General features: G+C 64.9%; 19 protein-coding genes. 5 read left to right on the forward strand and 14 right to left on the reverse strand.

Features of this window, described 5'->3' with window-relative positions; translation table 11 throughout:
• Positions 1 to 45: 45 nt before the first annotated feature.
• Positions 46 to 702 carry a YiiX/YebB-like N1pC/P60 family cysteine hydrolase gene (locus A0W70_RS06360; protein WP_245675823.1) on the forward strand — a complete coding sequence of 219 codons (657 nt, stop codon included), beginning with the start codon at positions 46 to 48 and terminating at the stop codon, positions 700 to 702.
• A gap of 123 nt (positions 703 to 825) precedes the next feature.
• On the opposite strand, the gene A0W70_RS06365 is transcribed toward A0W70_RS06360, so the two are convergent.
• Genes A0W70_RS06365 through A0W70_RS06375 form a run of 3 tightly spaced genes read right to left on the reverse strand, consistent with a single transcriptional unit; the run spans position 826 to position 6,942 of the window.
• Positions 826 to 1,143, reverse strand: a complete 318-nt coding sequence (locus tag A0W70_RS06365) for a circadian clock KaiB family protein (protein WP_067561518.1) — start codon at positions 1,141 to 1,143, stop codon at positions 826 to 828.
• Positions 1,140 to 2,864, reverse strand: coding sequence for a DUF7125 family protein (locus A0W70_RS06370; protein WP_067561519.1), 1,725 nt, complete (start codon positions 2,862 to 2,864; stop codon positions 1,140 to 1,142). Before A0W70_RS06370 ends, A0W70_RS06365 begins: the two co-directional genes overlap by 4 nt.
• A gap of 58 nt (positions 2,865 to 2,922) precedes the next feature.
• Positions 2,923 to 6,942 carry an EAL domain-containing protein gene (locus A0W70_RS06375; protein WP_067561520.1) on the reverse strand — a complete coding sequence of 1,340 codons (4,020 nt, stop codon included), beginning with the start codon at positions 6,940 to 6,942 and terminating at the stop codon, positions 2,923 to 2,925.
• Between the two features lie 518 nt (positions 6,943 to 7,460).
• Here A0W70_RS06375 and A0W70_RS06380 point away from each other — a divergent pair.
• Genes A0W70_RS06380 through A0W70_RS06390 form a run of 3 tightly spaced genes read left to right on the forward strand, consistent with a single transcriptional unit; the run spans position 7,461 to position 10,885 of the window.
• Positions 7,461 to 8,375: an ATP-dependent zinc protease family protein gene (locus A0W70_RS06380; protein ID WP_067561522.1), complete on the forward strand. Its 915-nt coding sequence runs from the start codon at positions 7,461 to 7,463 to the stop codon at positions 8,373 to 8,375.
• 10 nt (positions 8,376 to 8,385) lie between these two features.
• Positions 8,386 to 9,912, forward strand: coding sequence for an inactive transglutaminase family protein (locus tag A0W70_RS06385; RefSeq protein ID WP_067561524.1), 1,527 nt, complete (start codon positions 8,386 to 8,388; stop codon positions 9,910 to 9,912).
• Positions 9,905 to 10,885 (forward strand): alpha-L-glutamate ligase-like protein, encoded by a 981-nt coding sequence (locus tag A0W70_RS06390; RefSeq protein ID WP_067561525.1) that lies wholly within the window; start codon positions 9,905 to 9,907, stop codon positions 10,883 to 10,885. Before A0W70_RS06385 ends, A0W70_RS06390 begins: the two co-directional genes overlap by 8 nt.
• Before the next feature lie 41 nt (positions 10,886 to 10,926).
• Here the strand turns inward: A0W70_RS06390 and A0W70_RS06395 are convergent, their stop codons facing one another.
• The 11 genes from A0W70_RS06395 to A0W70_RS06445 all read right to left on the reverse strand — a co-directional run bounded on the left by A0W70_RS06395 (position 10,927) and on the right by A0W70_RS06445 (position 22,980).
• Positions 10,927 to 12,003: a transporter gene (locus A0W70_RS06395; RefSeq protein WP_067561527.1), complete on the reverse strand. Its 1,077-nt coding sequence runs from the start codon at positions 12,001 to 12,003 to the stop codon at positions 10,927 to 10,929.
• Positions 12,004 to 12,097: 94 nt separating this feature from the next.
• Positions 12,098 to 12,925 carry a hypothetical protein gene (locus A0W70_RS06400; protein WP_139150751.1) on the reverse strand — a complete coding sequence of 276 codons (828 nt, stop codon included), beginning with the start codon at positions 12,923 to 12,925 and terminating at the stop codon, positions 12,098 to 12,100.
• A gap of 47 nt (positions 12,926 to 12,972) precedes the next feature.
• Entirely contained in the window at positions 12,973 to 13,767 is a 795-nt protein-coding gene (locus A0W70_RS06405) for a C39 family peptidase (RefSeq protein ID WP_083330815.1), read from the reverse strand.
• Between the two features lie 37 nt (positions 13,768 to 13,804).
• The gene (locus tag A0W70_RS06410) at positions 13,805 to 14,947 is read right to left on the reverse strand and encodes a hypothetical protein (protein WP_070988397.1); all 1,143 of its coding nucleotides are present in this window, start codon (positions 14,945 to 14,947) and stop codon (positions 13,805 to 13,807) included.
• A gap of 21 nt (positions 14,948 to 14,968) precedes the next feature.
• Positions 14,969 to 15,607, reverse strand: coding sequence for a hypothetical protein (locus A0W70_RS06415; RefSeq protein ID WP_067561532.1), 639 nt, complete (start codon positions 15,605 to 15,607; stop codon positions 14,969 to 14,971).
• Between the two features lies 1 nt (position 15,608).
• Positions 15,609 to 15,977, reverse strand: a complete 369-nt coding sequence (locus A0W70_RS06420; RefSeq protein ID WP_067561533.1) for a hypothetical protein — start codon at positions 15,975 to 15,977, stop codon at positions 15,609 to 15,611.
• A gap of 222 nt (positions 15,978 to 16,199) precedes the next feature.
• The gene (locus tag A0W70_RS06425) at positions 16,200 to 17,504 is read right to left on the reverse strand and encodes a sigma-54 interaction domain-containing protein (protein WP_217495398.1); all 1,305 of its coding nucleotides are present in this window, start codon (positions 17,502 to 17,504) and stop codon (positions 16,200 to 16,202) included.
• Between the two features lie 388 nt (positions 17,505 to 17,892).
• Positions 17,893 to 18,813 carry an ABC transporter permease gene (locus A0W70_RS06430; RefSeq protein WP_067561535.1) on the reverse strand — a complete coding sequence of 307 codons (921 nt, stop codon included), beginning with the start codon at positions 18,811 to 18,813 and terminating at the stop codon, positions 17,893 to 17,895.
• A 6-nt stretch (positions 18,814 to 18,819) separates the two neighbouring features.
• On the reverse strand, positions 18,820 to 19,995 hold the full coding sequence (gene proV / locus A0W70_RS06435; protein ID WP_067561538.1) for a glycine betaine/L-proline ABC transporter ATP-binding protein ProV: 1,176 nt from the start codon (positions 19,993 to 19,995) through the stop codon (positions 18,820 to 18,822).
• A gap of 294 nt (positions 19,996 to 20,289) precedes the next feature.
• Complete coding sequence (locus tag A0W70_RS06440; RefSeq protein ID WP_083330824.1) at positions 20,290 to 22,374, reverse strand: TonB-dependent receptor family protein; 2,085 nt, start codon at positions 22,372 to 22,374, stop codon at positions 20,290 to 20,292.
• Between the two features lie 126 nt (positions 22,375 to 22,500).
• Positions 22,501 to 22,980 carry a MarR family winged helix-turn-helix transcriptional regulator gene (locus A0W70_RS06445; RefSeq protein WP_067561540.1) on the reverse strand — a complete coding sequence of 160 codons (480 nt, stop codon included), beginning with the start codon at positions 22,978 to 22,980 and terminating at the stop codon, positions 22,501 to 22,503.
• Between the two features lie 182 nt (positions 22,981 to 23,162).
• Between A0W70_RS06445 and A0W70_RS06450 the strand changes: the two genes are divergently transcribed.
• Positions 23,163 to 23,798 (forward strand): glutathione S-transferase family protein, encoded by a 636-nt coding sequence (locus A0W70_RS06450; RefSeq protein WP_067561542.1) that lies wholly within the window; start codon positions 23,163 to 23,165, stop codon positions 23,796 to 23,798.
• Positions 23,799 to 24,205: the final 407 nt, after the last annotated feature.

Genomic DNA, 24,205 nt, shown 5'->3' on the forward strand with positions numbered 1-24,205 from the left:
GGATCGCATCCGGCCACCAGCCCGCCCGGGTTGGTGGCCGCCGCGTTGCGGCCCGGCGATGTGCTGCTCGTGGAAGGGACCAGCCGGCTCAGCTCGGCGATCAAGTACCTGACACAGTCGACCTGGTCACACGCGGCGCTGTATGTCGGCGATGCCATCGATCCGCCAGGCCTGGTGGGCGATCGGCGCACACTGATCGAGGCCGATGTTAACGAGGGCGTTCGCGCGGTTCCATTCAGCCTGTATGCGGGGTATCACACGCGCATCTGCCGCCCGGTCGGGTTGAAGGACTCCGAGACCGCGCGCGTGTGCGACTACATGATTTCGCGCCTCGGTTACCGGTATGACATGCGCAACGTCTTCGACCTCGCGCGCTACCTGATACAGACGCCGCCCGTGCCGGGGCACTGGAAGCGGCGGATGCTCGCGCTGGGCAGTGGTGACCCCACGCGCGCGATCTGTTCGTCGTTGATCGCGCAGGCGTTCCAGTCGATCCGCTACCCGGTGTTACCGCATGTCGAGCCGGGCACCCACCCGGAGGCCGCCGACGAGATCCACCATATCCGCCACCACAGCCTGTTCGCGCCGCGCGACTTCGATGTGTCGCCGTATTTCGACGTGATCAAGCCGCGGATCGCGGCGGGTTTCGACTACCGCGAAATCGTCTGGGACGACCGGGAAGGTGCCGGAACGGAGCGATGAAGCCACTTCGAAGGTTGGCCGCGCCTGCAGCACCGCGATCCGACCGGCATCGTTCCCCGACGCGCCGCCTGATATAAGCAGCGTTCCCTGGTCGGCAGCCGCATGCGAGCGACGGCGCGCGGTTCAGGCGCTCAGGCGGCCGTCGAGATTGGCGAGGAAACGCTGCAGTTCGGCTTCATTGGACAGGTCCCCGTACAGCACCGCGGGTTCTCCCCCGTCGCGGACGTGGACCAATGCCGGCGTCGCGAAGATCCCGTACTCGGTGATGCCCCCGGTGTCCTCGAGGAGGTCGACATGGCGCACGGTGATATGGTCACTGGCGGTTTCTTCCACGGCTTTCGCCAGGTTGGCACGCGCGCGCAGTGAGCGCGGAGAATTACCCGTCACGAACAGAACCAGGTCGGCGCTCGCACCGCTATCCCGATCGTTTCCCGGATTCATTCCTCGTTCCCCCGGTTTGGGCCGGTCGTTTGATCATCCGCTGCCCGCCGGCGCCGGATGTCCTGTCGATGCAGATCCGCCTGATGGTTGGCATCGGTATCGCCCTGACGCTCGCGCTCCAGGACCTCGCTGAGGCGCTCGGCCTCGCTCTGTGCCTCCTGCATGCGCAGCCGCGCCTGTTCGATGTTGCGTTCCAGATCACGCCGGCGCTGTCCCCGTTCCACCTCCGCCCGTCGACTGCGCTCGGCGACCTCATGTTCCTTCTGCATCCGGGCGGTACCCATGAGGACCTCGGAGCCGTACTCATAGACATCGGCAAGCGCCACGCCGTCATCCGACAACAGCAGTTCCCGTACCTGATTGGAGTGCGCGGAGCCCCGGGATTTCACGATCGACAGGGCACGATTGCGTTCGCCGCCATGGACCCGGTATTCCAGCGAGATCCAGCTGTCGGCCAGGGTCGATACATGGCTCAGCGTCGATTCCTGCTCCTGGCTCTCGGTATCGATCAGGGACGTCAACAGGATCGTGATGCCCCGTGCGCGCGCCTCGCCAAGGATCCGCTCGGTGGTCATGTAGGCGCTGTCGGCGCTGGCCGACTTCAGCAGTGCCGAGACCGGATCGATGACCATGCAGTCCGGCTGGAACGCATCGAGCCAGCGGTGGATGGTGATGAAATGCTCCTCCACCAGCGCGTTCCAGGCCTCGCGCGATTCGATCCTCAGCAGCCCGGAATCGATGCCCGGCTGCAGTTCGATCCCGACCGAGGCGGCGTTGCGGACGATCCGGTCACCCAGTTCGTCGAAGGTCAGATAGAGCACCCGTTCGCCACGGTCGACCGCCGCCCGCGCGAAACCGACCGCGAGCGTCGTTTTCGCGGTCCCGGGCGCGCCGGACACGAGGACGGTGGAGCCCCGATAGATACCGCCACCGAGGATGTGGTCCAGGCGCGGAATGCCCATGCCGACACGTTCATACGAAACGGGGGCGTGGCGTGATTGATTGGCTGCGCTATAGGGCAGGTGCAGCCCGGCATCGTCCATGACCATCGGCAACTCGTCGGTGACGTGCGCGCTCCCGCGGTACTTCGCGATCCGGAAGCGACGATTCAGGCGCCGCCCCACGAGTTCCGCTGACAGCACCAGCACGGTGGAGAGCATGAACTCGATGCCCTCGAGATCCAGTGGCCGTGCCGCATCGGCGCTGGCCCGCTTGCCGCTCAGCAGCAGCGTGACGCGGCGCGCTTCGCACCAGTCGTTGAGATGTCGGATCTGGTCGAGCGCGGCCCGCGCGTCCGGTTCCAGAGACAGCAGTTGATCGATGCCGTCCAGGATCAACCAGCCGCCGCCGAGGTGATCGAGACGCTGCCCGGCAATCGCCAGCAGGCCCTCGAGGTCGAAGCCCCCCGAGGCGGTCGCATCCACCGGTGGCCGGCCATCGAGCAGCGCCCACGCATCCGATTCGGTGAGGGTCTCACCCCAGTCGAACGAGCCGGCATCCCGCAGAATCTGCGCGGGGGATTCCTCGAATGAGATGAACAGACCGCCATCACCGTTGGCAATGGCGCTGGCGAGGATCTGCAGTCCGAGTATGGTCTTGCCTGCACCGGGTCCGCCCAGCACAAGCACGCCGCCGGCATCCGGCAGACCGCCGCGGGTGACGGCGTCGAGCCCGGCGATACCGGTCGGGCGTTTGGTCAGTGGGGTATCCGCTTGCCCCATGGGTCGACTCTCCGGTTTGCGTGTGTCCGGGCGTTGCCCGGTTCATCGATCGGGCAGCTTAGCCGGCGCCGCCTGCATGCGAAATCGGCAGGTGGGACCGCTGCTCCAGCAGCCAGCGGAAATCCTCCGACTCCAGCGGCATGCTGTAATAAAAACCCTGACCGATACGGCAGCCCATCCCGAGCAGCGCGTCGCGCTCGGCCGCGCTCTCGACGCCTTCGGCGACGACCTCCGCGTTCAGGGCACCGGCCACGCCGAGCACGGTGGTCACGATCTGGCGGCTGTAGGGATCTTCCAGCATACGCCGGACGAAGCCCTTATCGATCTTGATCTCGTCGAATGGATAGCGCTGCAGGTACAGCAGCGACGAATACCCCGTTCCAAAGTCGTCCAGGGACAGGCGTACGCCCATGTCGTGCAGCGTGCGCAGTTGTTGATTGAGATTCTCCGATTCGCGCTCGAATACACTCTCCGTGATCTCCAGCGTCAGCGCTTGTGGCGGCACATCGTGGCGCTGCAATGCGGAACGCACGGTCTCCGGGAAATCGCCCACCATGAACTGCACCAGCGAGACGTTGACCGCCACGCGCACGATGTCCAGCTTCGCGTCCTGCCATTCGCGCAGATGCCGGCAGGCCTCGTTCAGCGCCCAGTCGCCGATCGGGCCGATCAACTGGCTCTGTTCGGCGATCGTGACGAACGTGGCGGGTGAGCGCAGGCCATGTTCGGGGTGATACCAGCGCAGCAGCGCCTCGCTCGCGATCAGCTCGCCGGTGTCCAGTCGGACCTTCGGCTGGAAGTGGAGCTGGAATTCATCCCCGGCGAGGGCCTGGCGCAGTTCCTGCGTGATCTCCACGCGTTGACGCACTTCATGATCGATCGCGCTGGTGTACGCGGTCCAGTAGTTATTGTTGTCGCTCCCCGTGCTCTCGAAGAGCGCCAGTTCCGCCTCGCGCAGCAGTTCCTCGTGCGCGCGTGGCTCGTCGCCGAGCAGCGTATAGCCGAACCGGGCGGTCACATCGAGCTGCAGACCATCAAGTTCGAACGGCTGATCGAAGAGGGCGTCGATCTGCGCGCGCAGCTCCGCGGCGCTCAAGTCCGGGTGTTCCGGCAGATAGACGACGAACTCATCTCCGCCCACGCGTCCCGCGAGCGCGTCCTCCCCGAGCATCTCGTTGACCCGTTCAGCGACCGTCCGCAGCAGCTGGTCACCGACCGCATAGCCGTGACTGTCGTTGATATCCCGGTGCCGCTGGATATCGAACATGACGATCATTGCACTCGGTTGCCATCCCAGTTGCCACAGGCGATCCGCCAGTGACTGCACGAAGCCGTTGCGTGACGGCAGACGGGTGAGAGCGTCCTGGTAGGCCAGCCGATTGAGTTCCTGCTCGGCCAGTTTGCGTTCCGTGATGTCCACGTGCATGACGACCGCGCCGGATACGAGTTCGCCACCCAGACGGTTGGCCATCATCCGGAACCAGCGCGCACGGTCGGGGGCGTGACACGGGTACTCCAGGACAAACGTCTCGCGCTCGCCATTCAGCACATCGGCAAGTCCGGTGCGGGCCTCCGCCGCTTCGTCGGCGCAATCGCCGGTTGCACCATCGCAGATCCGGAGATAGTTCTGTCCGACCCCGGTTTCGGGGTCGGGGTTGGCGTTCTCCATACCGAAGTGGCGCCACTGCCGATTGACGTCCCGTATCGTGCCGTCTGCATCGAGCAGCGCGATATGGGCGGGCAATGCGTTGATCAGCATCTGCCGCGTTTCGAGCGTCGCGGCCAACTCGTCACGCGACACACGGAGTTCTTCCTCCCGGTTGCGGAGCTGTTCCTCCATCCTGCGGCGTTCGGTGACGTCGCGGAAATACACGGCCAGTCCCTCTTCGGTCGGGTAGGCCCGGATATCGAACCAGATTTCGAGTGGTTCGTAGTATTCCTCGAGCGCGACGGTGACGCGCTCGCGCATCGCGCGCCGGTATTCCCGCTCGATCGGCGTGCCCACCGCCGCCGGAAATTCCGTCCATACATGCTTGCCGACGAGCTCGGCGTGACCGCGCCCGAGCAGGTCGCCGGCCGCGCTGTTGACGTAATCGAAGCGCCACTCCGGTGTCAGGGTGAAAAAGGCGTCGCTGATGCTCTCGAGGACATTCGCAAGCCGTGCATTGATGCGTTCCAGCTCCTCGTCGGCTTCCTTGTTCGCGGATATATCCTGGAACGCGCCCTGTACGCAGTAGATCCGGCCGCTCAGGTCGTGGACCGGCTCGGCCACGACCCGGACCCAGACCCGTTGCCCGTGGGCATCGAGGATCTGCATTTCTTCGTCATAGGCGATGCCGTTTTCGGCACACGCGGTAAAGCGTGCGCGCATGGCCTCGCGGTATTCGGGCGCATAGAACGCCAATCCCTCATCGACCGTGGGCGCATAGCCTGCCGGCATGCCGTGAATCTCCGCGACCATGTCCGACCAGTGAATCCGAGCGCTGTCGAGGTCCACCCACCAGCCGCCGAACCGCGCGACCCGGCCGGCCATATCGAGCAGCTGCGCCTGCTCGCGCAGCGTCTCCTCGGCGTGGCGGACGTCGGTGAGGTCGGTCATGACCGCGCCGATATTCTGTCCTTTGCCCTCGCTCGCCGTGATCGGGAAATACCGGATCAGGAAATGACGCGTGCCGAGATGCGCGTAGGTGCGATCGCCCTCGAAACTCAGCGATTCCCCGGCGAGGCAGCGATCGAGTCGCGGCACGACTTCGCGGTCGTAGAACTCACGGCTGAGGATATCGAGCAGATGCAGTCCTTCAATCGACTCCCGGGTCAGCCCGTAGAGTGCCGCGTAGCCGTCATTGGCGAGCACGTAGTGATGACTCGAATCGATCACGCAGAATAAATCGCTGCCGGACTCGATCAGATGGTGGTATTGCCGGAGTCGCTGCTCCACCTTGTGCCACTCGGTAATGTCCTGGATCGTTCCCGTGAGCGCGACGGTATTGCCCGACGCGTCGGTCTCGGTTTCGGCGAGTTCATGGACCCGGCGGGTCGATCCATCTGGGCGGACGATACGGAACTCGAAATCGTGCCGGAGATTTTCGTCCCGCAGGCGAGTGCGCACGTCCAGCAGATGGGCGCGATCGTCAGGGTGCACGAGCTCCAGAAACGCCTCTGGCGTCGGTTCTCCCAGCGCGGGGTCGAGTCCCAGGATGCGGAAGGTCTCCTCCGACCACTCGAGGCGGTCTTCGTGGACCATGAGGCGCCAGCTGCCGATCTGCGCAATGCGCTGTGAGTCGATCAGCATCCGCTCGCGATCCTCCAGGGCCCGTTGTTGCGCCGCGATGCGGTCGTCGGCTGCGTCACGCTCGTCGAGCAGCCGGTTGAAGGCATCGGCGAGGCGCGAGAGTTCGTTGTCGCCACGACCGGCGGCGCGCAGGCCGGACTCCCCCGCGCGGATCCGGTCGATCGTGCTCGCCAACTCCTGTATGGGCCCACCCATGCGGCGATGGATCAGCCCGAATGCGGCCAGCGACAGTATTCCGAACGACAGCGCCGCCGCGGCGAAGCTGCCGGCGATCCACATCGCATCGGTGGCGATACCCTGCTGGCGGTCGCGCAGCAGCTGATACAGGGCCGTGTCGAGTGCGACGCCGTGGCTGGCGACGCGGTCCATGAGGCTCCGCGCGCGCGGTGAGATATCCAGCGCTCCGGGGGCGTTCGACTCCGCCGGCTCCGTTACCGGTTCCGTCGCCAACGCGTTGGCATCCGCAAGCGCCTCGATCATCCGATCGATTTCCTGGGCGGCGGCCTGGGCCGCCGGGTATTCGTCGCCCATGGCGCGCAACTCCCTGCGAAGCGACGCCGCACGGGTGCGGAAAGCGCCATCGCTTTGCTGGTCGGCTCCGAGCAGGAGTTGGCGGTCACTCGCGGCGGACAGATCGTCGAGGCGTTTTTGCAGCTCGATCAGTTCGACGAGCTCGGCCTGCCTCGCTCGCATATCGTCATACGCGATCAGGCCGATCAGCAGCAGCGCGGCCAGGCCGGTTACGCAGCCGGCAATACTGACATTGGATAGGCGCGCCAGTTTCATGCAGGTCATCCCCCGTTACAGGGGGCACGCTCGACCCTTCGCTGCGCGGTCGTTGTCTGCCAGCAACGCGGCGGTTGGCGGGAGGTAGAGGACAATGACAGGACTCATGCGCTTCGTTGCTGGCAATGTATCGCGCAGGGCTGGTAGTGTCTATTTGCCACGCGACCCGTTCAGGGTTTATACCCACTCCCTTTGCGCGAGATCGCGCTGCGTGATCTGAAGAAACCGTAACTATGCCGCTCCGGTGTCGCCTGGTATGCTTCAGCGTTCGGCGCTCGCATTCTGACATGCGCAGTGTGGATGCCGGCTTGTACCGGATCCATTGAGCAGAATCCGGGGCGTGTGCACTCGCCGTAAAGATCCTTCATCACGCTCAATCCGGACCATTACCGCTGGCCGCAGCGGATTCCAGCCTTGCGATGGAGTGTTGAACAATGCTGCCGTGCCCACGCAGCCGGGGAGTGATTCGTTCGTCCAGCCCTCGGTGCCTTTCGGCCCTCATTGTCGCGACCATTGCCTTGACGCTCGGCGGCTGTGCATGGACGTCGGGCAGTCAGGCACTGACGGTCGACGAGTACCGCACGCTCGAGGAGCGCTGGGCCGACGAACGCGAGCGGCGGCTGAAGGCCCTGCTGGATGAGCGGATCGAGCCGCTACTCGAACACGAGGAACGTCTCGGTACGCTCGAGCGGCGTTCGGAACGGATCCTGGTCGGACTGCGTGAACTCGAGGCGGCCCAGCGGCGCGCGAATCGGGAGGAGCGGGCCGATGACAGCGGAGGAGACGGCGATGAATCGAACGCGTCCGGGGACGACGGAAACAATGGCGCGGGCAGCGGCGAAGGCGAAGGCAAGGGCGAAGATGGCCCCGATCTGGAGCGCGATCCGAATGCGCTGACATCCGGTGAACCGCTGATTTTTGGTGCAAAGGAATGCATTGCACTGCCGGAACAGGAGCTCGTACTGCGCGCGCGGATCGATTCCGGTGCGAATACGGCCTCACTGGCCGCCGTCGATATCGAACAGTTCGAGCGCGACGGCGATCCCTGGGTTCGCTTTCGGATTCCGCGCGCCGGTTCAGGTGACGAGGCCGCGTCCGGCGCGGAGGATGGCGCCGGTGAGGATGAGGACGTATTCGAAGAAGTCATGGATGCGGTCGAGTCCGCGGCCGAGGCCGAGAATGAAGAGGAGGTGGGCGTGCGGGTCGAGGCCGAGGTCCAGCGCCGGGTCACCATCATCCAGGCGTCAGGGGAAGATGAACGTCCGGTGATACGCCTGCCGACGCGGATCGGTCCGCTCGAACGACGGGTCGAGTACACGCTCGCCGATCGCGGACATTTGACCTACGGAGTCCTGCTCGGGCGGCGCTTTCTGCAGGATCTCGCCGTGATCGATGTGGCCCGCGAGTACGTTCAGCCTTGTCCGCCGCGCTGAGTGATCGGGCATGCGCGTACCGACACTGATCCTGGTCGCACTTGGACTCATCGCGTCGGGTCTGGGTCACAGCGTCTATCGCCATATCGAGCAGGGCGTTCCGCTGCTGCCAGGGGCGAGCGAGACCTTCTGGGATGTCGAGGCGCGCGTGCGCCTGGAGGCGGAGGAAGGACCGGTCCGCGTACGCCTGGCGGTGCCGGACGATCCGCCGGGTTTTGCCCTGCGCAGTGAGCACACCGCATCGCCGGGGTACGGGCTGCAGTTCCTCGATGATGGGCAACGGCGTGCCGAATGGACAACGCGGGAGACCGAGGGGCTGCAGGTCCTCTATTACCGCGCCCAGTTCCGGGCGGTCGAGGGTGAATCCGGCGGGCCGCCGGCACGGAAAGATCCGGAGAAACCCGCCTCCACCGGGACCGTGTCTTCGTGGCGACCGGCCTTGCAGATTGCCGCCAATGAACTCCTCGCGTCCGCCTACGCCGCCTCGGTCGACGCCTTCAGTCTGGCGGCGGCACTGAGTCGACGCCTGCAGGATAACGGCAATCAGAACGCCCGCCTCTTGCTGAGCGAAGCGGATCCGCCGGATGCGCTCGTGCGCCTGTTGGCGCAGGCGGATGTTCCGGCTCGTGTGGTCCAGGCGCTCGAACTCGAGGATGGTCGGCGTCGGCAGGATCTGCGCTCCATCGTGCGCGTGTTTGGTGACGGCGGCTCGCGGTTGTTTGACCCGGTCGCGGGCGGTCGGGCGGATACCAGTCGGCTGCTGCTGTGGGAAGGCAGTGGTGGCCCGGTCCTCGAGGTCGAGGGCGGGCAGGACTCGGACGTCAGCTTCTCGATTCTCGAGACCCGTCGCCCCGCGGCCGTGGTCGCTCGCGACGAGGGCATCAGCGAAGGTCTGTTCAACCTCTCGATCTACAGCCTGCCCATCTCCGAGCAGACCATCTTCAAAAGCATCCTGCTGCTGCCGTTGGGTGCACTGGTCGTCGTGTTCTTCCGGGTGTTCGTCGGTCTGCAGACCTCGGGGACCTTTATGCCGGTACTCATCGCGCTGGCGTTCATCAAGATGTCCCTGCTGACCGGTCTCGTGACGTTCCTGCTGGTGATCGGCGGTGGCCTGGTGCTCCGCCAGGCGCTGGCCCATCTCAATCTGCTGCTCGTCGCGCGCGTGTCCGTGGTCATCGTCTGTGTCATCGGGCTGGTCGCGCTGCTGTCCGTGCTCAGCTTCCATCTCGGGTTCGCTGATGCCCTGCAGATGCCCTTTTTCCCGATGATCATCATCGCGTGGACGATCGAGCGGTTGTCGATCCTCTGGGAAGAAGAGGGTGCGCACGAGGTGTTTATCCAGGGCGGCGGCAGTCTGATTACGGCGATCGCCGCGTATCTGGTGATGCAGCAGCCCTGGGTGCAGTATTGGATGTTCAACTTCCTTGGCCTGCAGCTCGTGGTGCTCGCCCTGATCATCCTCGTCGGCAGCTATACCGGCTATCGCCTGAGCGAGATGTGGCGGTTCCGCACTTTCTGGAAACGCGCTGATGCCTGAATGGTCGCGGCGGCTGCGCGAGCAGGGCGTGGTGGGCCTGAACGAGCGCAATCTCGAGTACATCAACCGCGCCAATGGCCGTCGGCACTTCCCGCTTGTCGACGACAAGCTGCGGACGAAACGCCTCGCGCAACGTTACGGCGTCGCCGTGCCGGAACTGCTGGGTGTCATCCGTGGCAATCACGAGGTCCGCCGCCTCGAACAGATCATCCCCGGCGATCGCGGTTTTGCGATCAAACCGGCCCGGGGCAGCGGCGGCAAGGGCATCCTCGTGATCGCGTCCCACGGTGATGGCTGGTTCCGGAAAGGGTCAGGGGAATGGCTGCCGCGCCGCCGCGTCGTGCGGTACCTGTCCAACCTGCTCGCCGGTCTGTATACGCTCGGGGGGACGCCCGATGTGGCCATGGTGGAGGCCCTGGTCGAGATCGAACCGGAATTCGCGGCGTTCAGTCATGCCGGGGTCCCGGACATCCGTATCGTCGTGTACCAGGGCTATCCGGTGATGGCCATGATGCGCCTGTCCACGGCGGCTTCCGATGGCAAGGCCAACCTGCATCAGAATGCCATCGGTGTGGGTCTGGATATTGCCCGTGGCGAGCCGGTGCATGCCGTGCAGAAGAACCGACGCGTAAGCCATCATCCGGACACGGGGCAGCGGCTCGATGAACTGCGGATCAGCGACTGGGAGGCCATGCTCATACAGGCGGCAAACTGTTTCGAGATGACCGGACTCGGCTTCCTCGGCGCGGATATGGTGCTCGACCGCCGGCACGGGCCCTTACTGCTCGAGTTGAATGCGCGCCCCGGGCTATCCATCCAGCTGGCGAACGGTATCGGGCTCGCTCCGCGGCTGCAGTGTATTCGTGATCGTGAGGCCGAGCGCGTAGAGGCGGACCGCCCTGTCTACACAGCGCAGGAACGCGTCGCCTTCGCGCGCGCCCGGTTCACGGGCACGAACGACGTCCTTCCCTGACGGTTTCAGGTCTGTCTTTGGGCCACCGGGACCGTTCAGGATCACATGCTGAACGGCATGGCCATCCGCAGTGAAACGTCCGGTGCATCGTCCGTCAGACCGAAACCGACGTTCGTGGTCAGTGAGCGGTCGGGTCCGAGGTTGAGCGTAGCGCCGAGATTCAGGACGGACGAGACGGAATCACTCCCCGTAATCTCCTGGCTGGCCTGCCCCTCCAGTTTCTGCTCCGTCGGCGACGTGAATTTCTGGTCGAGAGAAAATGACAGGCTCAGGTCGCGATTCAGCGCGAATGCCGTTCCCAGCCCGAAGCGGAAGCTGTCACCGAGGTCGATTTCACCTGGCTGATCACCACTCTGTGCCGAGATATCGTCGAACTCTTCCTTCAGGCGCACGTCGGCGCCGAAACTGGCGAACACGATGGCCGGGTCATAGGTCTTGAGTATCGAGGCGCCAAGCGAAACGGTCCAGACGCCGTTCCCCGTCGGCAATTCCTCGGGGAAAGTCAACAACCCATCGCCGCGGCTCGCGGTCGGGATTCCGAACGGATCGGTCCCGGTCGGTGCGGTCACGCCCAGGTTGAGGACGACATCCGGTTGGTTCTGTGTTTCGTCAAGCCAGCGATAGAACAGGCGCATACGCGTGTCCCCGATATCGTCATCGCTGACCGTTTCTTCCAGCGTAAGATCACCTTCCTGATTTGTCGATTCGTAGTTGGCCTGACGGAAGACGTATGGCACCGCGAGCTGGAACTGGAATCGATCGGTCAGGTCGTAGCGCATCGCCACTTCCGGCTGGATGGTATCGCGCGCGATTCGATCAACGCTGATATTGCCGAGGAAAATCGCGTCCAGTGCCAGAAAACCGGAAAGCGTCAGTTGATTGCGGTCGGAGTGTGTCCAGGTGATGCTCGGCTCGATCGTGAGGTCCTCGCCGAACAGCGCGTGCTGCTCACGGTATACGTCGCGGACCGAGGATTCGGGTTCCGCCTCTTCCTCGGTCGGTGCGGCGCTACCGGAGGCGGAAGGTTCCCCCCCGGAATCGGATTCCTGGGCGGATGCACCGGCAAATGGCAGTGTGAGCGTGAGCGTCAGGATGGATGCTGCGACGGTGCGTTCCATGGATCGTCTCCCGTCCGGTTTGCATGTGTCCGCACGACGTAAAGGCGCGCCCGCGCGCGGGCGCGCCCCGTGATATCTCCGGGGGAAACCCCGGTCAGCGCAGCGTCTCGATCGAGTCGAGCGCCTGGCGTATCGACGCGGTATTGCCTGACAATTCCTCCTGCAGTTCCACGCGGAGCCGGGCGATACTGCTGGCCCGGTTGAGTTCGCCGCTGAGCTGGATCAGCTGTTTGACGCCCTGGCCGGAAACGACGCGTTGCGAGACGCGGCCGCTGCCGGGGATATCGAGCGCCAGGTTCATGCCGTGCTCGCCTGCGGATATCTCGACACTCGATCCGTTGGTGCCATGGAGCGCGACATCGGTATTGTTCGCGTCCGAGCCGGAAGCGGGGTGGTCCATGTGCTCGACGACGTCGATCCGCATGTCGTTGACGCCGCTGTTGGCGTCCCCGGCGACCTGAACGCGTTGCACGATCCCGTTCCCGTTGTTGTTGCCGTTGCCGGGACTGCGATTACCCGACTCCCCGGGAGTGACCGAGCCACCACCGTTTTTAGCCGGATGGGTGCCGTCGGGTTTCGAGTCTGATGGGTTTTTGATCGCCATGGTCGGGGTGAACTCCACCTTCGGCTCCGACGAACTCATATCGACGCGGAAGTCGACACCGCCACGTACAATTTCACCTGTTTCCGATTGTATTTGACTCGCCATTCGCAGGCCAAAACGGACGACCTTGCCGCCCTGGACGAAGCGCCCGCGCTGGTTGGCGAGTTCATGCTCCGGGACCACCTGTGCCGCGTCCAGGGTTGGTGTTGCCGGCCGTTCCCCCTCGGGGGCAGCGACGGCCGCCTGGACTGAGCATGCCGCGACGATCAGCAGGGCGCCCCTTGCGGTTCCCCGATTACTGAGTTTTCGCCATTGCATCACCGATTCTCCGAAATTCTGTGACAGCGCCCGTGACTCCACCGTTCTCAGAAGATCTCCGTGTGCCGGATGCCGAAGCCGATCGTCTGGGCCTCGGGCACCGGTGCATAGATATCGTGGAGGCGGCGGGCGGAGAGTGTTCGCCTGGGTTTCAGCAGAGCCGTATCCTCATCGAATCCCGGCCCGATCACCGCGAAAACGATGCCGTTCCAGGCGTCAACAAAATCCTCCAGCGCCATGGTGCGGTTCCCGAGCGCCGGATCACCCACGAATACACGCTCGCCCTCGACCTGGCGAACGACGACGAAATGCCGGTAGCCCTCGATGTCGACGAGGGCGATGGTCGGGATCTTGATGTCGCCCAGGGTATCGGCCGCTACGCGATAGCCGCGCCCGCGCATGCCAATGCCCTCGACGAAATTCTTGAGATCGAGCAGTGAAAATCCCTGCTTGCGGACCTTCTCGCGGTCCGCGACTTGGAACAGTCCTTTGAGGATGCGTTTTTCCGTGGCCCCGTTCCGATCGTATGCGTAACGCAGGATGGTCGCGAGTGCCGCGGCCCCGCAGGAGAAGTCGGTCTGCTGCTCGACCAGCTGCGCATACTTGCGCTCGCGCATCGATTCCACTTCCTTGTCGGCCAGGTCCCCGACGGGGAGATTGCCCCCCATCGGGACCCGGGCTGTATGGCCCGTCAGTGGCCAGGACAGCAGGAGCGCCACAAGCCCGCAGCAGGCGAGGATCGTTCCCCACCGCGCGGGCCTGCCGGCGCGTCCCGCGAAAACAGGCTCGACCCGGCCGCCCGAAGGCGACCGGGCCGAGGTTGGCAGGGTTGCCGTTTTCATGACGGCTTCCCGAACCCGTGGTATCCGGCTACCACGATCACTCTCCGCCTCCATTCCCTTCGGGCCCGACGGACACGACCGACAGGCTGTTGGACTGGAGGTTGTTGGTGCCGGAGGCCACGTTCACGCCGATATTGCCGGTGGCGCCGCGCAGGGCATTGCCATCGATCGACGCGTTGTTGGTGGTGCGACGGTCACGCTCGAGATGGGCATAGCCCATCGACACGCTTGCCGTACCGGACAGTTCGATGTCACCGGCTTCCTCGAACTCGAAGGCGCCATCCTCGTCCAGCGGTGCGTTGTCCTCGTCGCTGGAGTTCGTCTGGGTCTCAGAGTCGAAGTCGGAATGGCCGAGTGAAGGAGCCGGCGCATTGGGATGCTGGTTCTCATCCCCGAACTCCGGATTGTGATCCCAGTTGTCGGGGTAGACGTTGTTGCTCTGATCCACGTCGCCCTCGTAGGAGCCTGAGACCCCGCTTTCGGGACCGCCCATGTCGATCTCGGCGGTGAGCTGCTCGAACTCGAGGTCATAGCTGGGGCTGTTCACGGTTTCGTTGCCCCCGACCGACTGCCGGGTGCTCACGCCGGCCTCAGCCATGCTGTCGGCACCGGTGGTGGCCGCGAAATTGTTCTGCTGGCTGTTGCTGTTGCCGGCCGTCACGTTGACCCCGATGTTGCCGGTTGCATCCTGCAGCGCATTGCCGCCGAGGTTCGCCGAGTTCCGGGCACCGATATTGGCGGTGCGGTTACCGCCGGTGGTCTGCTTGGAGAACGCCTCGGCGTCCCCATGGCCGAAGACGAAGTCGGCATCGGCCGCGGCCAGCGCCGCCGCGTTCGACTGGCTGTTGTTGTCGCCGGCCGCCGCGTTGGCGCCGAGGTTGCCGCTGCCTTCGCGCATGGCGTTGTCGTCCACCGAGGCCGAATTGTTGTTGGCCTTGTTGAGGACTTCATTACCGCCGTTGTCCTGGCGGTTCTCGATCACCGCCATGCCGAGGGCATCGCCGTCGATGTAGCCGCCGACACTGACCTCACCTTCATAATCGATTTCCTTTTCGGTATCGGTCTCCTTGTCCATTTCGACGGAACTGTCGCTTTCGTAGCCCTCAGCCATTGCAGCGGGTGCAGCAATCACCGCGGCCACCGCGATTGCAAGTGCGGATTTTTCGAAACGATTAGTCATCGCTCTGTCTCCCCTTGGTTGTCATGGCTCGATCGCACTGTCTACATGCAGTTCGAACCGGTTGCTCGTGGCGTTGCCACTACCTGCGGCCTGGTTTACCTGAATGACGCCGCTGGCGCCGGCGAAAGCGCTCGGATCGATCTCCGCCGTTTCCGCCGACTCCTCGCCGCGTCCATCGGGACCCGGCCGAGTCTGTTGTGCCGTACCGACGGCGGCCAGATCGGCCTCACCGAGTTGCTCGCCGTCGATACCGACATTGATCGTGAGGGCATTGCCCTGGGCGTTTGCCTGGCCGGCGCTCTGATTGACGGCGATCCAGCCGCTCGCCCCGCTGAATGCGCCCGCCCCGATCCGGGCCCGCGCCGCGCCATTGTCCGTGGCCCCTGACGCCGTCCGTTGGCGGATCACGGCGCGCCCGGGGGTCTGCGCCCCGATCGCGATCGCGCCGGCGTTGGCCTGTACGTTCGCGTTGCCCGCGGTCTGGTTGACCTGGACCGCGCCGTTGACGTCGCCCAGCGCACGATCCTCGATCACGCTCTGCGCCACGCTGCCCGGGATCGGCTCCTCGCTGGCGGCGGTGCCGGGGACACCGAGCAGCAGGGCCGCGGCGGCCAGCGACCACAGTGCGCGTTCGAGACCGGTGTACGGATTGCGTTCCATGTCAGTGCCCCAGCTGCAGTGTGTGAGTCTGGCGGTTGCCAGCGCCGTCGCTGTGGTTGCGCCGCCGGGTCGATTGCGTCGGCGAGCCACGCTCATCCCAGAGCGTCACGCCGGTACGCTGGTTCCCGCCGACGGGGGTGTTGCCCTCGGCGTTGCGGGCGCGGATGCCCGCCAGCGCACGGTCATCCAGCGTTGCCGCCGGCAGACCCGCATCGCCGGCAGCCACGGTCGCCGCGATCTGCTGCGCATCCGCGGACCATGCGGTCGCCGGTGCGGTCAGGACGAACAGCAGCGCGAGAAGCGCGGCGGTCAGACCGCGGGTATGGCGTCCTTGCCGTTTCCGCTTTTGCTCGACCAAAAGTGATTGCATGGCAGTCGTATTGCGCCGGTAAGCCGTTGTTGCCGACCGTGTCGCAAACGCCGTGCCACTACGTAAATCCCTGTTTTATGGGGGTATTATTCAGGCCGGGTGCAGGTATGTGTCACGCTGGCGAGACAGCGTGGGGCGGGGAGGGCGGCAGATGCGGTCGTGGGGCCCGTATGTGGCCGTTTCGTCGATCGTCACACGGATGCGACAGGCGGAGGCGGGCGTTCAGGCTTCGCTGGTGTCGCGCAATCCGTAGCGGTCCATGAGCCGGTACAGGGTCATGCGGGACACGTCGAGTTCCTGGGCGGCCTCCGTCACGCACTGCCGATTGCGGATCAGCGCGGCATGGATCGCCTCCCGCTCGGCATTTTCACGGACTTCTTCCAGGCTTCTAGCCCGGCGCCAGTGGCCGCGACGCTCCAGACCCAGGTCCTCCGGCTGCAGCAACCGGCCCTCGGCCATGACCATGCCGCGCCGCATCCGGTTGATCAGTTCGCGGACATTGCCGGGCCAGTCATAGTGGCGCATGACGTGCAGCGCATTACGGCTGATCCCGCTCAGCGACGGGGCGCTTTCGGTCTGGAAACGGTCGAAGAAAAACCGGGCCAGCACCTCGATGTCGTCGGGCCGCTCGCGCAGTGGCGGGATTTCCAGCTGGAGGACATTGAGCCGGTGAAACAGGTCTTCACGGAAGTCCCCCGCCGCGACCGCGTCCGCGATATCCACATTGGTGGCCGCGAGGATCCGGACATCAACGGAGACATCGTGCGAACTCCCGACCCGCTGGATGACGCCGGACTGCAGAAAGCGCAGCAGGTTCGCCTGCAGATTCAACGGGAGATCGCCGATCTCGTCGAGCAGGAGCGTGCCACCGGACGCGGCCTCGATCCTGCCCTCGTGGCGTTCGATCGCGCCGGTAAAGGCGCCTTTTTCATGGCCGAACAGTTCGGACTGGATCAACTCCGTCGGCAGGGCACCACAATTGACGGCAATGAACGGCCCCTCAGCACGGGGCGAACGCTCGTGAATGGCGTGGGCGGCCAGTTCCTTGCCGGTACCGGATTCGCCATGAATCAGCACCGGTGCATCGACCCGGGCGGTTTTCCGTATCTGTCCGAACAGTTTCATCATCGCCGGCGTCGTGCCGACCATCTCGGATTCATCCGTGTCCTGCGGGATGTCTTCGTCCGATTCCTTTGCGGCTGTCTTTTGCCGCAGTGCCGAGAGTCCAGCAGCGTGGCGCAGAAGCGTGTCGAGCGAGTCGGGGTCGGGGGGAAGCGGGTGATGCGCGAACAGGCAGTCCGCAACGGAACCCGTGAGGAGTTCCTCGGGATTCCTCCTGCCCGGGACGAGTGCGATCCATTCCCTGCGGCTGTTCCCGAGTATCGCCTCGATTTGACGACTATCCGGCGGCGATGCGCCGTCGAGGGCGATCACGCCCGGAGCCGTGTCCGACCCCGGCATCGGTGGCAGCGGTTCTCCGATCTCGCGATGAATCACCGGAGACCAGCCGCGTGCCTCCATGTTCATGATCAGATCATCTATCGGGCCCGTCCGCGGGCCCCGAACAACCAAGCGCGCCACATCCATCGCGTGCCTCCCCTGTGCATGCGCAGGCGCTGAAATCGAAGTAGTCGACGGCCCGCGCCCGACCGGCATGGCCATTCGCGGGCTCCGCTCATTGTCATGAAGTCACGGGTGAGCGCCGACTGCTTATTAAAGGTGTAGTACCTAACCCAAAGTGAGGTCAATATTTCGCACTGCCGACGGTTCGGCTTGGCGGAAATTCACGTGGAGTGGGGATGCAGCCCGGATAGGGGAACCGGGTCCGAAAACAGGTGGGCTGACTGGAAAGGGGCGGGGCGTACGGTGCCCGGGGGACCGGGCACCGTACGCTCGCCACAACGGTACTGGCGGATCAGCTGGACGCGGCCGTCTTCTTGCCGGAACCGCTGAACATCGCCTTGAGGTAGTGGAACAGCGGGCTGCCGCTGGCTCCAGCCTGACCGAAGGTCTGCGTGATCCGGTCGAGCAGGATCGCAATCAGCACCACGCCAAGACCGCCCTCGAACCCGAGGCCGACGTTCAGGCGCTGAATACCCGTCAGGACCACGTTGCCGAGACCGCCCGCACCGATCATCGAGGCGATGACGACCATCGACAGCGACAGCATGATGGTCTGGTTCACGCCCTGCATGATGGTGGGCATCGCCAGAGGCAGCTGTACCTTGGTCAGGAGCTGGCGCGGCGTGCAGCCGAACGCGAGGCCGGCCTCGATGTTCTCCTCATGCACCTGGCGGATGCCGAGATTCGTGAGGCGCACGGCCGGCGGCATGGCGAACACCACCGTCGCGATCGTGCCGGGTACCTTCCCGAGGCCGAAGAAGATTGCGGCCGGGATCAGGTACACGAATGGCGGCATGGTCTGCATGAAGTCCAGCACCGGCCGTACGAGCATCTCGACCTTGTCGTTGCGGGCCATCGCGATGCCGAGCGGCCCGCCGATCAACAGTGCGACGAAACTGGCACTGAGTACGATCGCCACCGTCGACATGGTCTCCGGCCACAGCGTCATCTCGAAGAACAGGATCATCGCGACGATGCAGAATATTCCGAAGCCCCAGCCGACGCGCAGAAAGCCGAGAATGATGATCGCTGCCGCCATCACCAATGGATGCACCCAAAGCATGAAGCCTTCGAGGTTGGCCACGACGAAGTCGATGGCGGCGGAGATGCCGTCGAGCAGGCCGCCGAGATTGTTCTGGATCCAGTCGACGAGGTCTTCGACGTACTGTCCCAGATCGATATTGAGGAATTGATAGTTCTCTGGATCAGCCATGATGAATTATCCCGTCCGATCGAGCGTCTGGAGAAGGTGGGCCTGCGACACGCTGCCGACATAGCGGCCGTTGTCGTCGACCACCGGTACCGGCGCCCCTGCGTGTGCGACACGGCTCAGGACATCGTGCAGCGACATATCCGCCCCGGCCGGCTCAAGATCCTTGATGAAGGCGTCGTTCAGCGAGTTGGCGTCGGCGAGCGATTTCTCGGTCATCACGCCTTTGACGTTGCCCGAGCCGTCGATCAGGACCGCGCTGTCATGCCCGTCGCGCTGCAGCTGCTCGCGGACCGATTTCGGATCGGCGTTCGCGTCGTCGATCACGGAGACGGCGTCCTTGCGGGCAAGGTCGCCGCCCGTGAAGACCTTGGTGACGTCCACGCCGTGGAAGAAGGAGCGCACGTACTCGTTGGCCGGGTTCGTGACGATCTCGTCCGGCGTACCGATCTGCACCACGCGGCCCTGTTCCATGATGGCGATGCGATCGCCGATCCGCATGGCCTCGTCGAGGTCGTGCGAGATGAATACGACCGTCCGCGCATGCTGCTTCTGCAGTTCGATCAGCTCGTCCTGCATCTGCGTGCGGATCAGCGGGTCGAGCGCGGAGAAGGCCTCGTCCATCAGCAGGATGGTCGGGTCCACGGCCAGGGCGCGGGCGAGTCCGACACGCTGTTTCATGCCGCCGGAGAGTTCGCTCGGATAGCTGTTGGCGTTCGCCTTCAGCCCGACCTGCTCAAGCGCGGCCAGCGCGCGTTTCTCGCGGTCCGCCTTCTCGACGCCGGAGAGTTCCAGGCCGAACGCCGCGTTCTCGATGACCGTCTGGTGCGGCATCAGGGCGAATGACTGGAACACCATGCTCATGTCGCGGCGGCGCAGCTGGATGAGATCTTCGGTGGACATCTTCGTGATGTCGTTGCCGTCGATCTTCACGGCGCCATAGGTCGGGTCGATCAGTCGATTGAGCATCCGCACCATGGTGGATTTGCCCGAGCCCGACAGGCCCATCACGACGAAAATCTCCCCCTCTTCGATGCCGAAGCTTGCCCGTTGCACGCCGACCGTAGCCCCGATCTGCGCGAAGATCTCGTCCTTGCTCTTGCCCTCCTCGATCAGCTGTTTCGCCTGATCGGGGCTGGGGCCAAAGATCTTGTAGACATCTTCGACGACGATTTTTTGTGTCATCGATCGTCGCTCCCGTGGTTATGAAATCATGGAATGACAGGCCGCATACGGCCGGCCGACGAAACGCAGTCTAACCCGGATCGCGCCCCACTATAAAAGAGGGGGACCGGAACCGAGCCCAATTTCGCCGCGGAGCGACGCCCGTCATGACGCCAGTTCGGCCTGAGCCTTAGCCCCGCTCATGGCCGATGGGAGGCGGACTACGCGGAAACCGCAGCCCGGATGCAGCGCCAGCGGAATCCGGGGATGTATGCAGCCGGCCGCGGGCTTTGGCGCCCGGCCGCAGCGCTGTATTCAGAATCCGACTTCGAGTCCGGCCACGAATGTCCGACCCGGCGCCGGCTCGAAGTAGCTCCCGCCGGTCGCATTCACGCGGACATTCGCGACATGCTCCGTGTCGGTGACGTTGTCGATGCCGAACCAGGCCTCGACGCGGCGCCCGGAGGCGCTCCACGTGCGCCCGGCGCGCAGATCCAGCGTCGTGTAGTCATCGACGCGGACGCGGTTCGCGTTGTCGGCGTAGACCGAGTCGATATAGCGGATGCTGGCGCGTGCGTAGCGGCCGTCCGCAGCGCGCCAGTCCGCCTCGAGGAACAGCTTGTGCTCGGGGAGCCCGGGCAGGCGATTGCCGGTGAAGTCGTTGCCGTCGCGGTCGACGAATTCCTCGAAGCGATAGTCGGACCAGGTCCAGGCGGCGGCGATCGACAGCCGCCGCGAGGCGATCCAGTCGAGACCGAGTTCAATGCCGTCGCGCCGTGTCTCGGCGGCGTTCTCGTAGAAATCGCGGCCGTTGCGCTCGAAAGAGACGATCTCGTCGTCGACATCGACCCGGAAGAGGGCGAGCTGATAGCGCAGGCGACTGCCAAAACGCCCGCGCGCGCCGATCTCGCGGTTCAGCGCCTGCTGGGACTCGATCGCGGGATTGAAGCCGCCGGTGCCATCCGGATCCGCGAATTCGGTGAAGGTGGGGGTTTCAAAAGCCGTCGAGACATTGGCATACAGGCGATGGTTGGTCGATAGCGCATATAGGGCGCCGAGACTGCCGCTGGTCTCGTCGAACCGGCGGGAACCCGAGTCATCGCCGTCACTGACGAGCTCGTCGTCGATTTCGAAACGCACCCGATCGAAGCGCAGGCCCGCGCTGAGGTCGAGGGCTTCGGTCACGCCAAGGTCCGCCTGGGCGAAAAGCCCGCCGGCGGTCGCCTGCTGGCGCTCGCGGGCCGTACGTGACTGGATCGCACCGTCGCCATCCACCGCGAAACGGAAGCGATCGTCGATCTGCCGGTCGATTTCGCCGCCGATCGTGTATTGCACCGGCATGCCGGCGAATGCGCCCGAACGGGCGTATTCAGTACCGAGGCCGAAGAAATCGCGATCGTAGCCGAGCAGGCTGTTGCCCGGAAAAGGCAGCTGCTGTTCGAAATCCCGGCGGGTGTAGAACCCCCGCAGCGTCAGCACGCCGCCGGCCGCACCCCCGTCGCGCCAGCGCAATCCCAGCCGCTGTTGCGAGGCCGTCTGGCCGGCGTCGAGCGCGCGGGCATTGGCGGTCGCGGCGCTGCGGTCGTCCGCCAGCTCGGCCGCGGTCAGGCCGCCGGGATCTTCGGAGACCGGGTTGTCCATCAGCGTCAGCACCGTCTGCAATTCGCGCTCCTCGTCGAACGAGCGGGTGACCTTGGCATTCACGCGGTCGCGCTCCACGCGCGACTGCTCGCGGAAGCCGTCGAAGCGGAGTGCCGAGGCGTTGATGTGGTAGGCCCACGGGCCGTCGTTGCCGCCGGCCCGGACGCCGCCCTTGCGGTAGCCATGGCTGCCGCCCTGTGCGGACACGGCGGGGCTGTAGGCCATGTCTCGACCGTCCGCCGTGGTGATATCGATGACGCCGCCGGCGGCGTTGCCGTAGGCCACCGCGGCTGGCCCGCGGATCACCTCGATCCGATCCGCCGATTCGAGGTCGATGGCATCGGTCTGCGACTGGCCGTCGGGCAGCGTCTCCGGGAACCCATCGACCCGCAGCCGGATGCCGCGGATACCGAAGGGCGCACGGGCGCCGAATCCGCGCGTGGATATCCGCAGCCCCTGGGCGAAGTTGTACTGGTTCTGGAAGTAGAGACCCGGGATCTGCTGCAGCGACTCGTCCAGGGTGAGCCCCCGGCGCCCGTTCCGGATCTCGTCGCGATCGACCGCGTCCACCGCCGCCGGGACGTCGAGCAGGTTGCGCTCCATGCGCGGGGCGGTGATCACGATGGGTTCCATGACCCCGTCCTCCGCGGGCGCGGCGGACACCAGGGTCGCGGCGGCGGCGAACAGCAGGACGCGAATCCGCCTCGCGGGCGCGTTCGTGTCGAAGTGGGCGTGTGCCGGAATCGGTCCAGTCTCCATCGCCAGCCACTCGCCGCGGGGTTGGATAGCCTGCATTCTCGTGGCTGTGATACCCGTTTGCCAGACCCCCGCGTGGTCCTCGGCGAGTGCGGCAATGCCCCGGGGGATCGGCGCTGTCTCTCGGCTTCAGTCGTCCGGTTGCCCGTGCAGCCGCTTCAACCCGGCTTCGAGGCCATCCTGCAATGTGCGCAGGCGCTGTTGCAGCCGCGTCAGTTCGTCCGCGTCCAGGCCCGTGGATGCGCCGATCGAATTGTTCACGCGTTCGAGTTCCGGTCGCAGGGCCCGCCCCTGAGCGGTGAGGTGCACGCGAACGATGCGCTCGTCGTCCCGGTCACGCGTCCGATTCACGTGGCCAGCCGTATCGAGCCGACGGAGGACCGGCGTGAGCGTGCCGGAATCCAGTGACAGCCGGCCGCCGAGGACCTTGATCGATACCCCGTCTTCTTCCAGCAGGGCGAGCAGGACGATGTACTGGGTGTAGGTTAGGCCGAGCGGGTCGAGCAGGGTCCGGTACAGGCGGGTGAATGCGTGCGCGGTCGAATAGACGCTGAAACAGAGCTGGTTGTCGAGCGTGAGCGGATCCCTGTTGTCGCAACCGTTCGCCAAGGTACCTCCTTCGGGCCCGTCGCCTTTTGCGATGCCGGATCGGCGTCGCGCGCGGGTCGAATGCCCGATCGGTCAGAATGATTGCACACAATTGGATCGTGTGCGAATCTCCTTCGAGCGGGGTTTCGCCTCGCGCCATTCCGGTACCGGAATGGCCACCGGACATACCCGGAGGTAGTGCCATGAGCAAGGACATCGTTCTCTACGGTTTCGACGGGAGCACCTACGTACGAACCGTGCGTATGCTGCTCGCGGAGAAGGGCGCCGATTACGACCAGGTCCAGGTGAACGTGCTGGAAGGCGAGCCGCGGCAGCCGGAACATCTCGAGCGCCACCCATTCGGCAAAGTGCCGGTGCTCGACCACGACGGGATGCGGATTCTCGAAACCAGCGCGATCACCCGCTATCTGAACGATGTGCTCGAGGGGCCGTCATTCATACCCGATAACCCCAAAGACCGTGCCCGCATGGACATGGCGATCGGCCTGTTCGATTCCTATGGCTATGGTGCGCTGGTCGGTGTCGCCGGTTATCACCTGTTCCCCGGCTTCCTCGGCAATCCGGACGAGGCGTTCCGCAAGCAGTCCATCGAGGACGCGCGCAAGGTCCTCACCGAGCTGATGAAGATCCGCGGCGACTCGAAGTACATCGCCGGTGACAAACCGACGCTGGCCGATCTCTATCTGGCACCCGCCTGCTTCTATGTCAGCCTGACCGACGATGCCGCAAAGGTGTTCGACGTCCCGGGCTTCCAGGAATGGTGGGATCGCTTCCAGCAGTTGGAGAGCTATCGCGCGACCGAACCCGACCTCGGCTGATTCCTGCAACGCGGGCTCAAGCGGTCCGGGTCGGTTTTCACGCAGAGGCGCGGAGGGCGCGAAGAGCGCAGAGAAGCCAATGACTTTCGGTCGGGCAGTGCGTGACCTGCTGGCTCGATTTTCCTTTGCACCTCTCGGCGATCCTCGCCCCTTTGCGAGAGAAAAATGCGCGGTTGGCGGAACCCCGAGGTGGTAGCGCTGGTGCAGCACCGCCGCGTGGTTCGCCGGCTGGCTCCCTTCGGTCGCAAGCCGGCCTACGGGATGCGGCATCCCTGGTAGCTCGGATTGTGGTGAGGCGCCGGTAGGCCGGCTTTTGCCGAAAGGCAACAGCCGGCATCCCCTGCACCGCGCCACTGTGTTTCCCGCCGGCTGGTTCCTGCCGCGTCGCCTTCGCCTCCTCGCAGGGA

This window comes from Halofilum ochraceum, assembly GCF_001614315.2.
Taxonomy (GTDB): domain Bacteria; phylum Pseudomonadota; class Gammaproteobacteria; order XJ16; family Halofilaceae; genus Halofilum; species Halofilum ochraceum.

Excerpts from the sequence above, each read along its gene's own strand:
- A0W70_RS06365 (WP_067561518.1), bottom strand. The coding sequence starts at position 1,143 with ATGAATCCGGGAAACGATCGGGATAGCGGTGCGAGCGCCGACCTGGTT.
- A0W70_RS06370 (WP_067561519.1), bottom strand. The coding sequence starts at position 2,864 with ATGGGGCAAGCGGATACCCCACTGACCAAACGCCCGACCGGTATCGCC.
- A0W70_RS06375 (WP_067561520.1), bottom strand. The coding sequence starts at position 6,942 with ATGAAACTGGCGCGCCTATCCAATGTCAGTATTGCCGGCTGCGTAACC.
- A0W70_RS06385 (WP_067561524.1), top strand. The coding sequence starts at position 8,386 with ATGCGCGTACCGACACTGATCCTGGTCGCACTTGGACTCATCGCGTCG.
- A0W70_RS06390 (WP_067561525.1), top strand. The coding sequence starts at position 9,905 with ATGCCTGAATGGTCGCGGCGGCTGCGCGAGCAGGGCGTGGTGGGCCTG.
- A0W70_RS06395 (WP_067561527.1), bottom strand. The coding sequence starts at position 12,003 with ATGGAACGCACCGTCGCAGCATCCATCCTGACGCTCACGCTCACACTG.
- A0W70_RS06400 (WP_139150751.1), bottom strand. The coding sequence starts at position 12,925 with ATGCAATGGCGAAAACTCAGTAATCGGGGAACCGCAAGGGGCGCCCTG.
- A0W70_RS06405 (WP_083330815.1), bottom strand. The coding sequence starts at position 13,767 with ATGAAAACGGCAACCCTGCCAACCTCGGCCCGGTCGCCTTCGGGCGGC.
- A0W70_RS06410 (WP_070988397.1), bottom strand. The coding sequence starts at position 14,947 with ATGACTAATCGTTTCGAAAAATCCGCACTTGCAATCGCGGTGGCCGCG.
- A0W70_RS06415 (WP_067561532.1), bottom strand. The coding sequence starts at position 15,607 with ATGGAACGCAATCCGTACACCGGTCTCGAACGCGCACTGTGGTCGCTG.
- A0W70_RS06420 (WP_067561533.1), bottom strand. The coding sequence starts at position 15,977 with ATGCAATCACTTTTGGTCGAGCAAAAGCGGAAACGGCAAGGACGCCAT.
- A0W70_RS06425 (WP_217495398.1), bottom strand. The coding sequence starts at position 17,504 with ATGAACATGGAGGCACGCGGCTGGTCTCCGGTGATTCATCGCGAGATC.
- A0W70_RS06430 (WP_067561535.1), bottom strand. The coding sequence starts at position 18,813 with ATGGCTGATCCAGAGAACTATCAATTCCTCAATATCGATCTGGGACAG.
- proV (WP_067561538.1), bottom strand. The coding sequence starts at position 19,995 with ATGACACAAAAAATCGTCGTCGAAGATGTCTACAAGATCTTTGGCCCC.
- A0W70_RS06440 (WP_083330824.1), bottom strand. The coding sequence starts at position 22,374 with ATGGAGACTGGACCGATTCCGGCACACGCCCACTTCGACACGAACGCG.
- A0W70_RS06450 (WP_067561542.1), top strand. The coding sequence starts at position 23,163 with ATGAGCAAGGACATCGTTCTCTACGGTTTCGACGGGAGCACCTACGTA.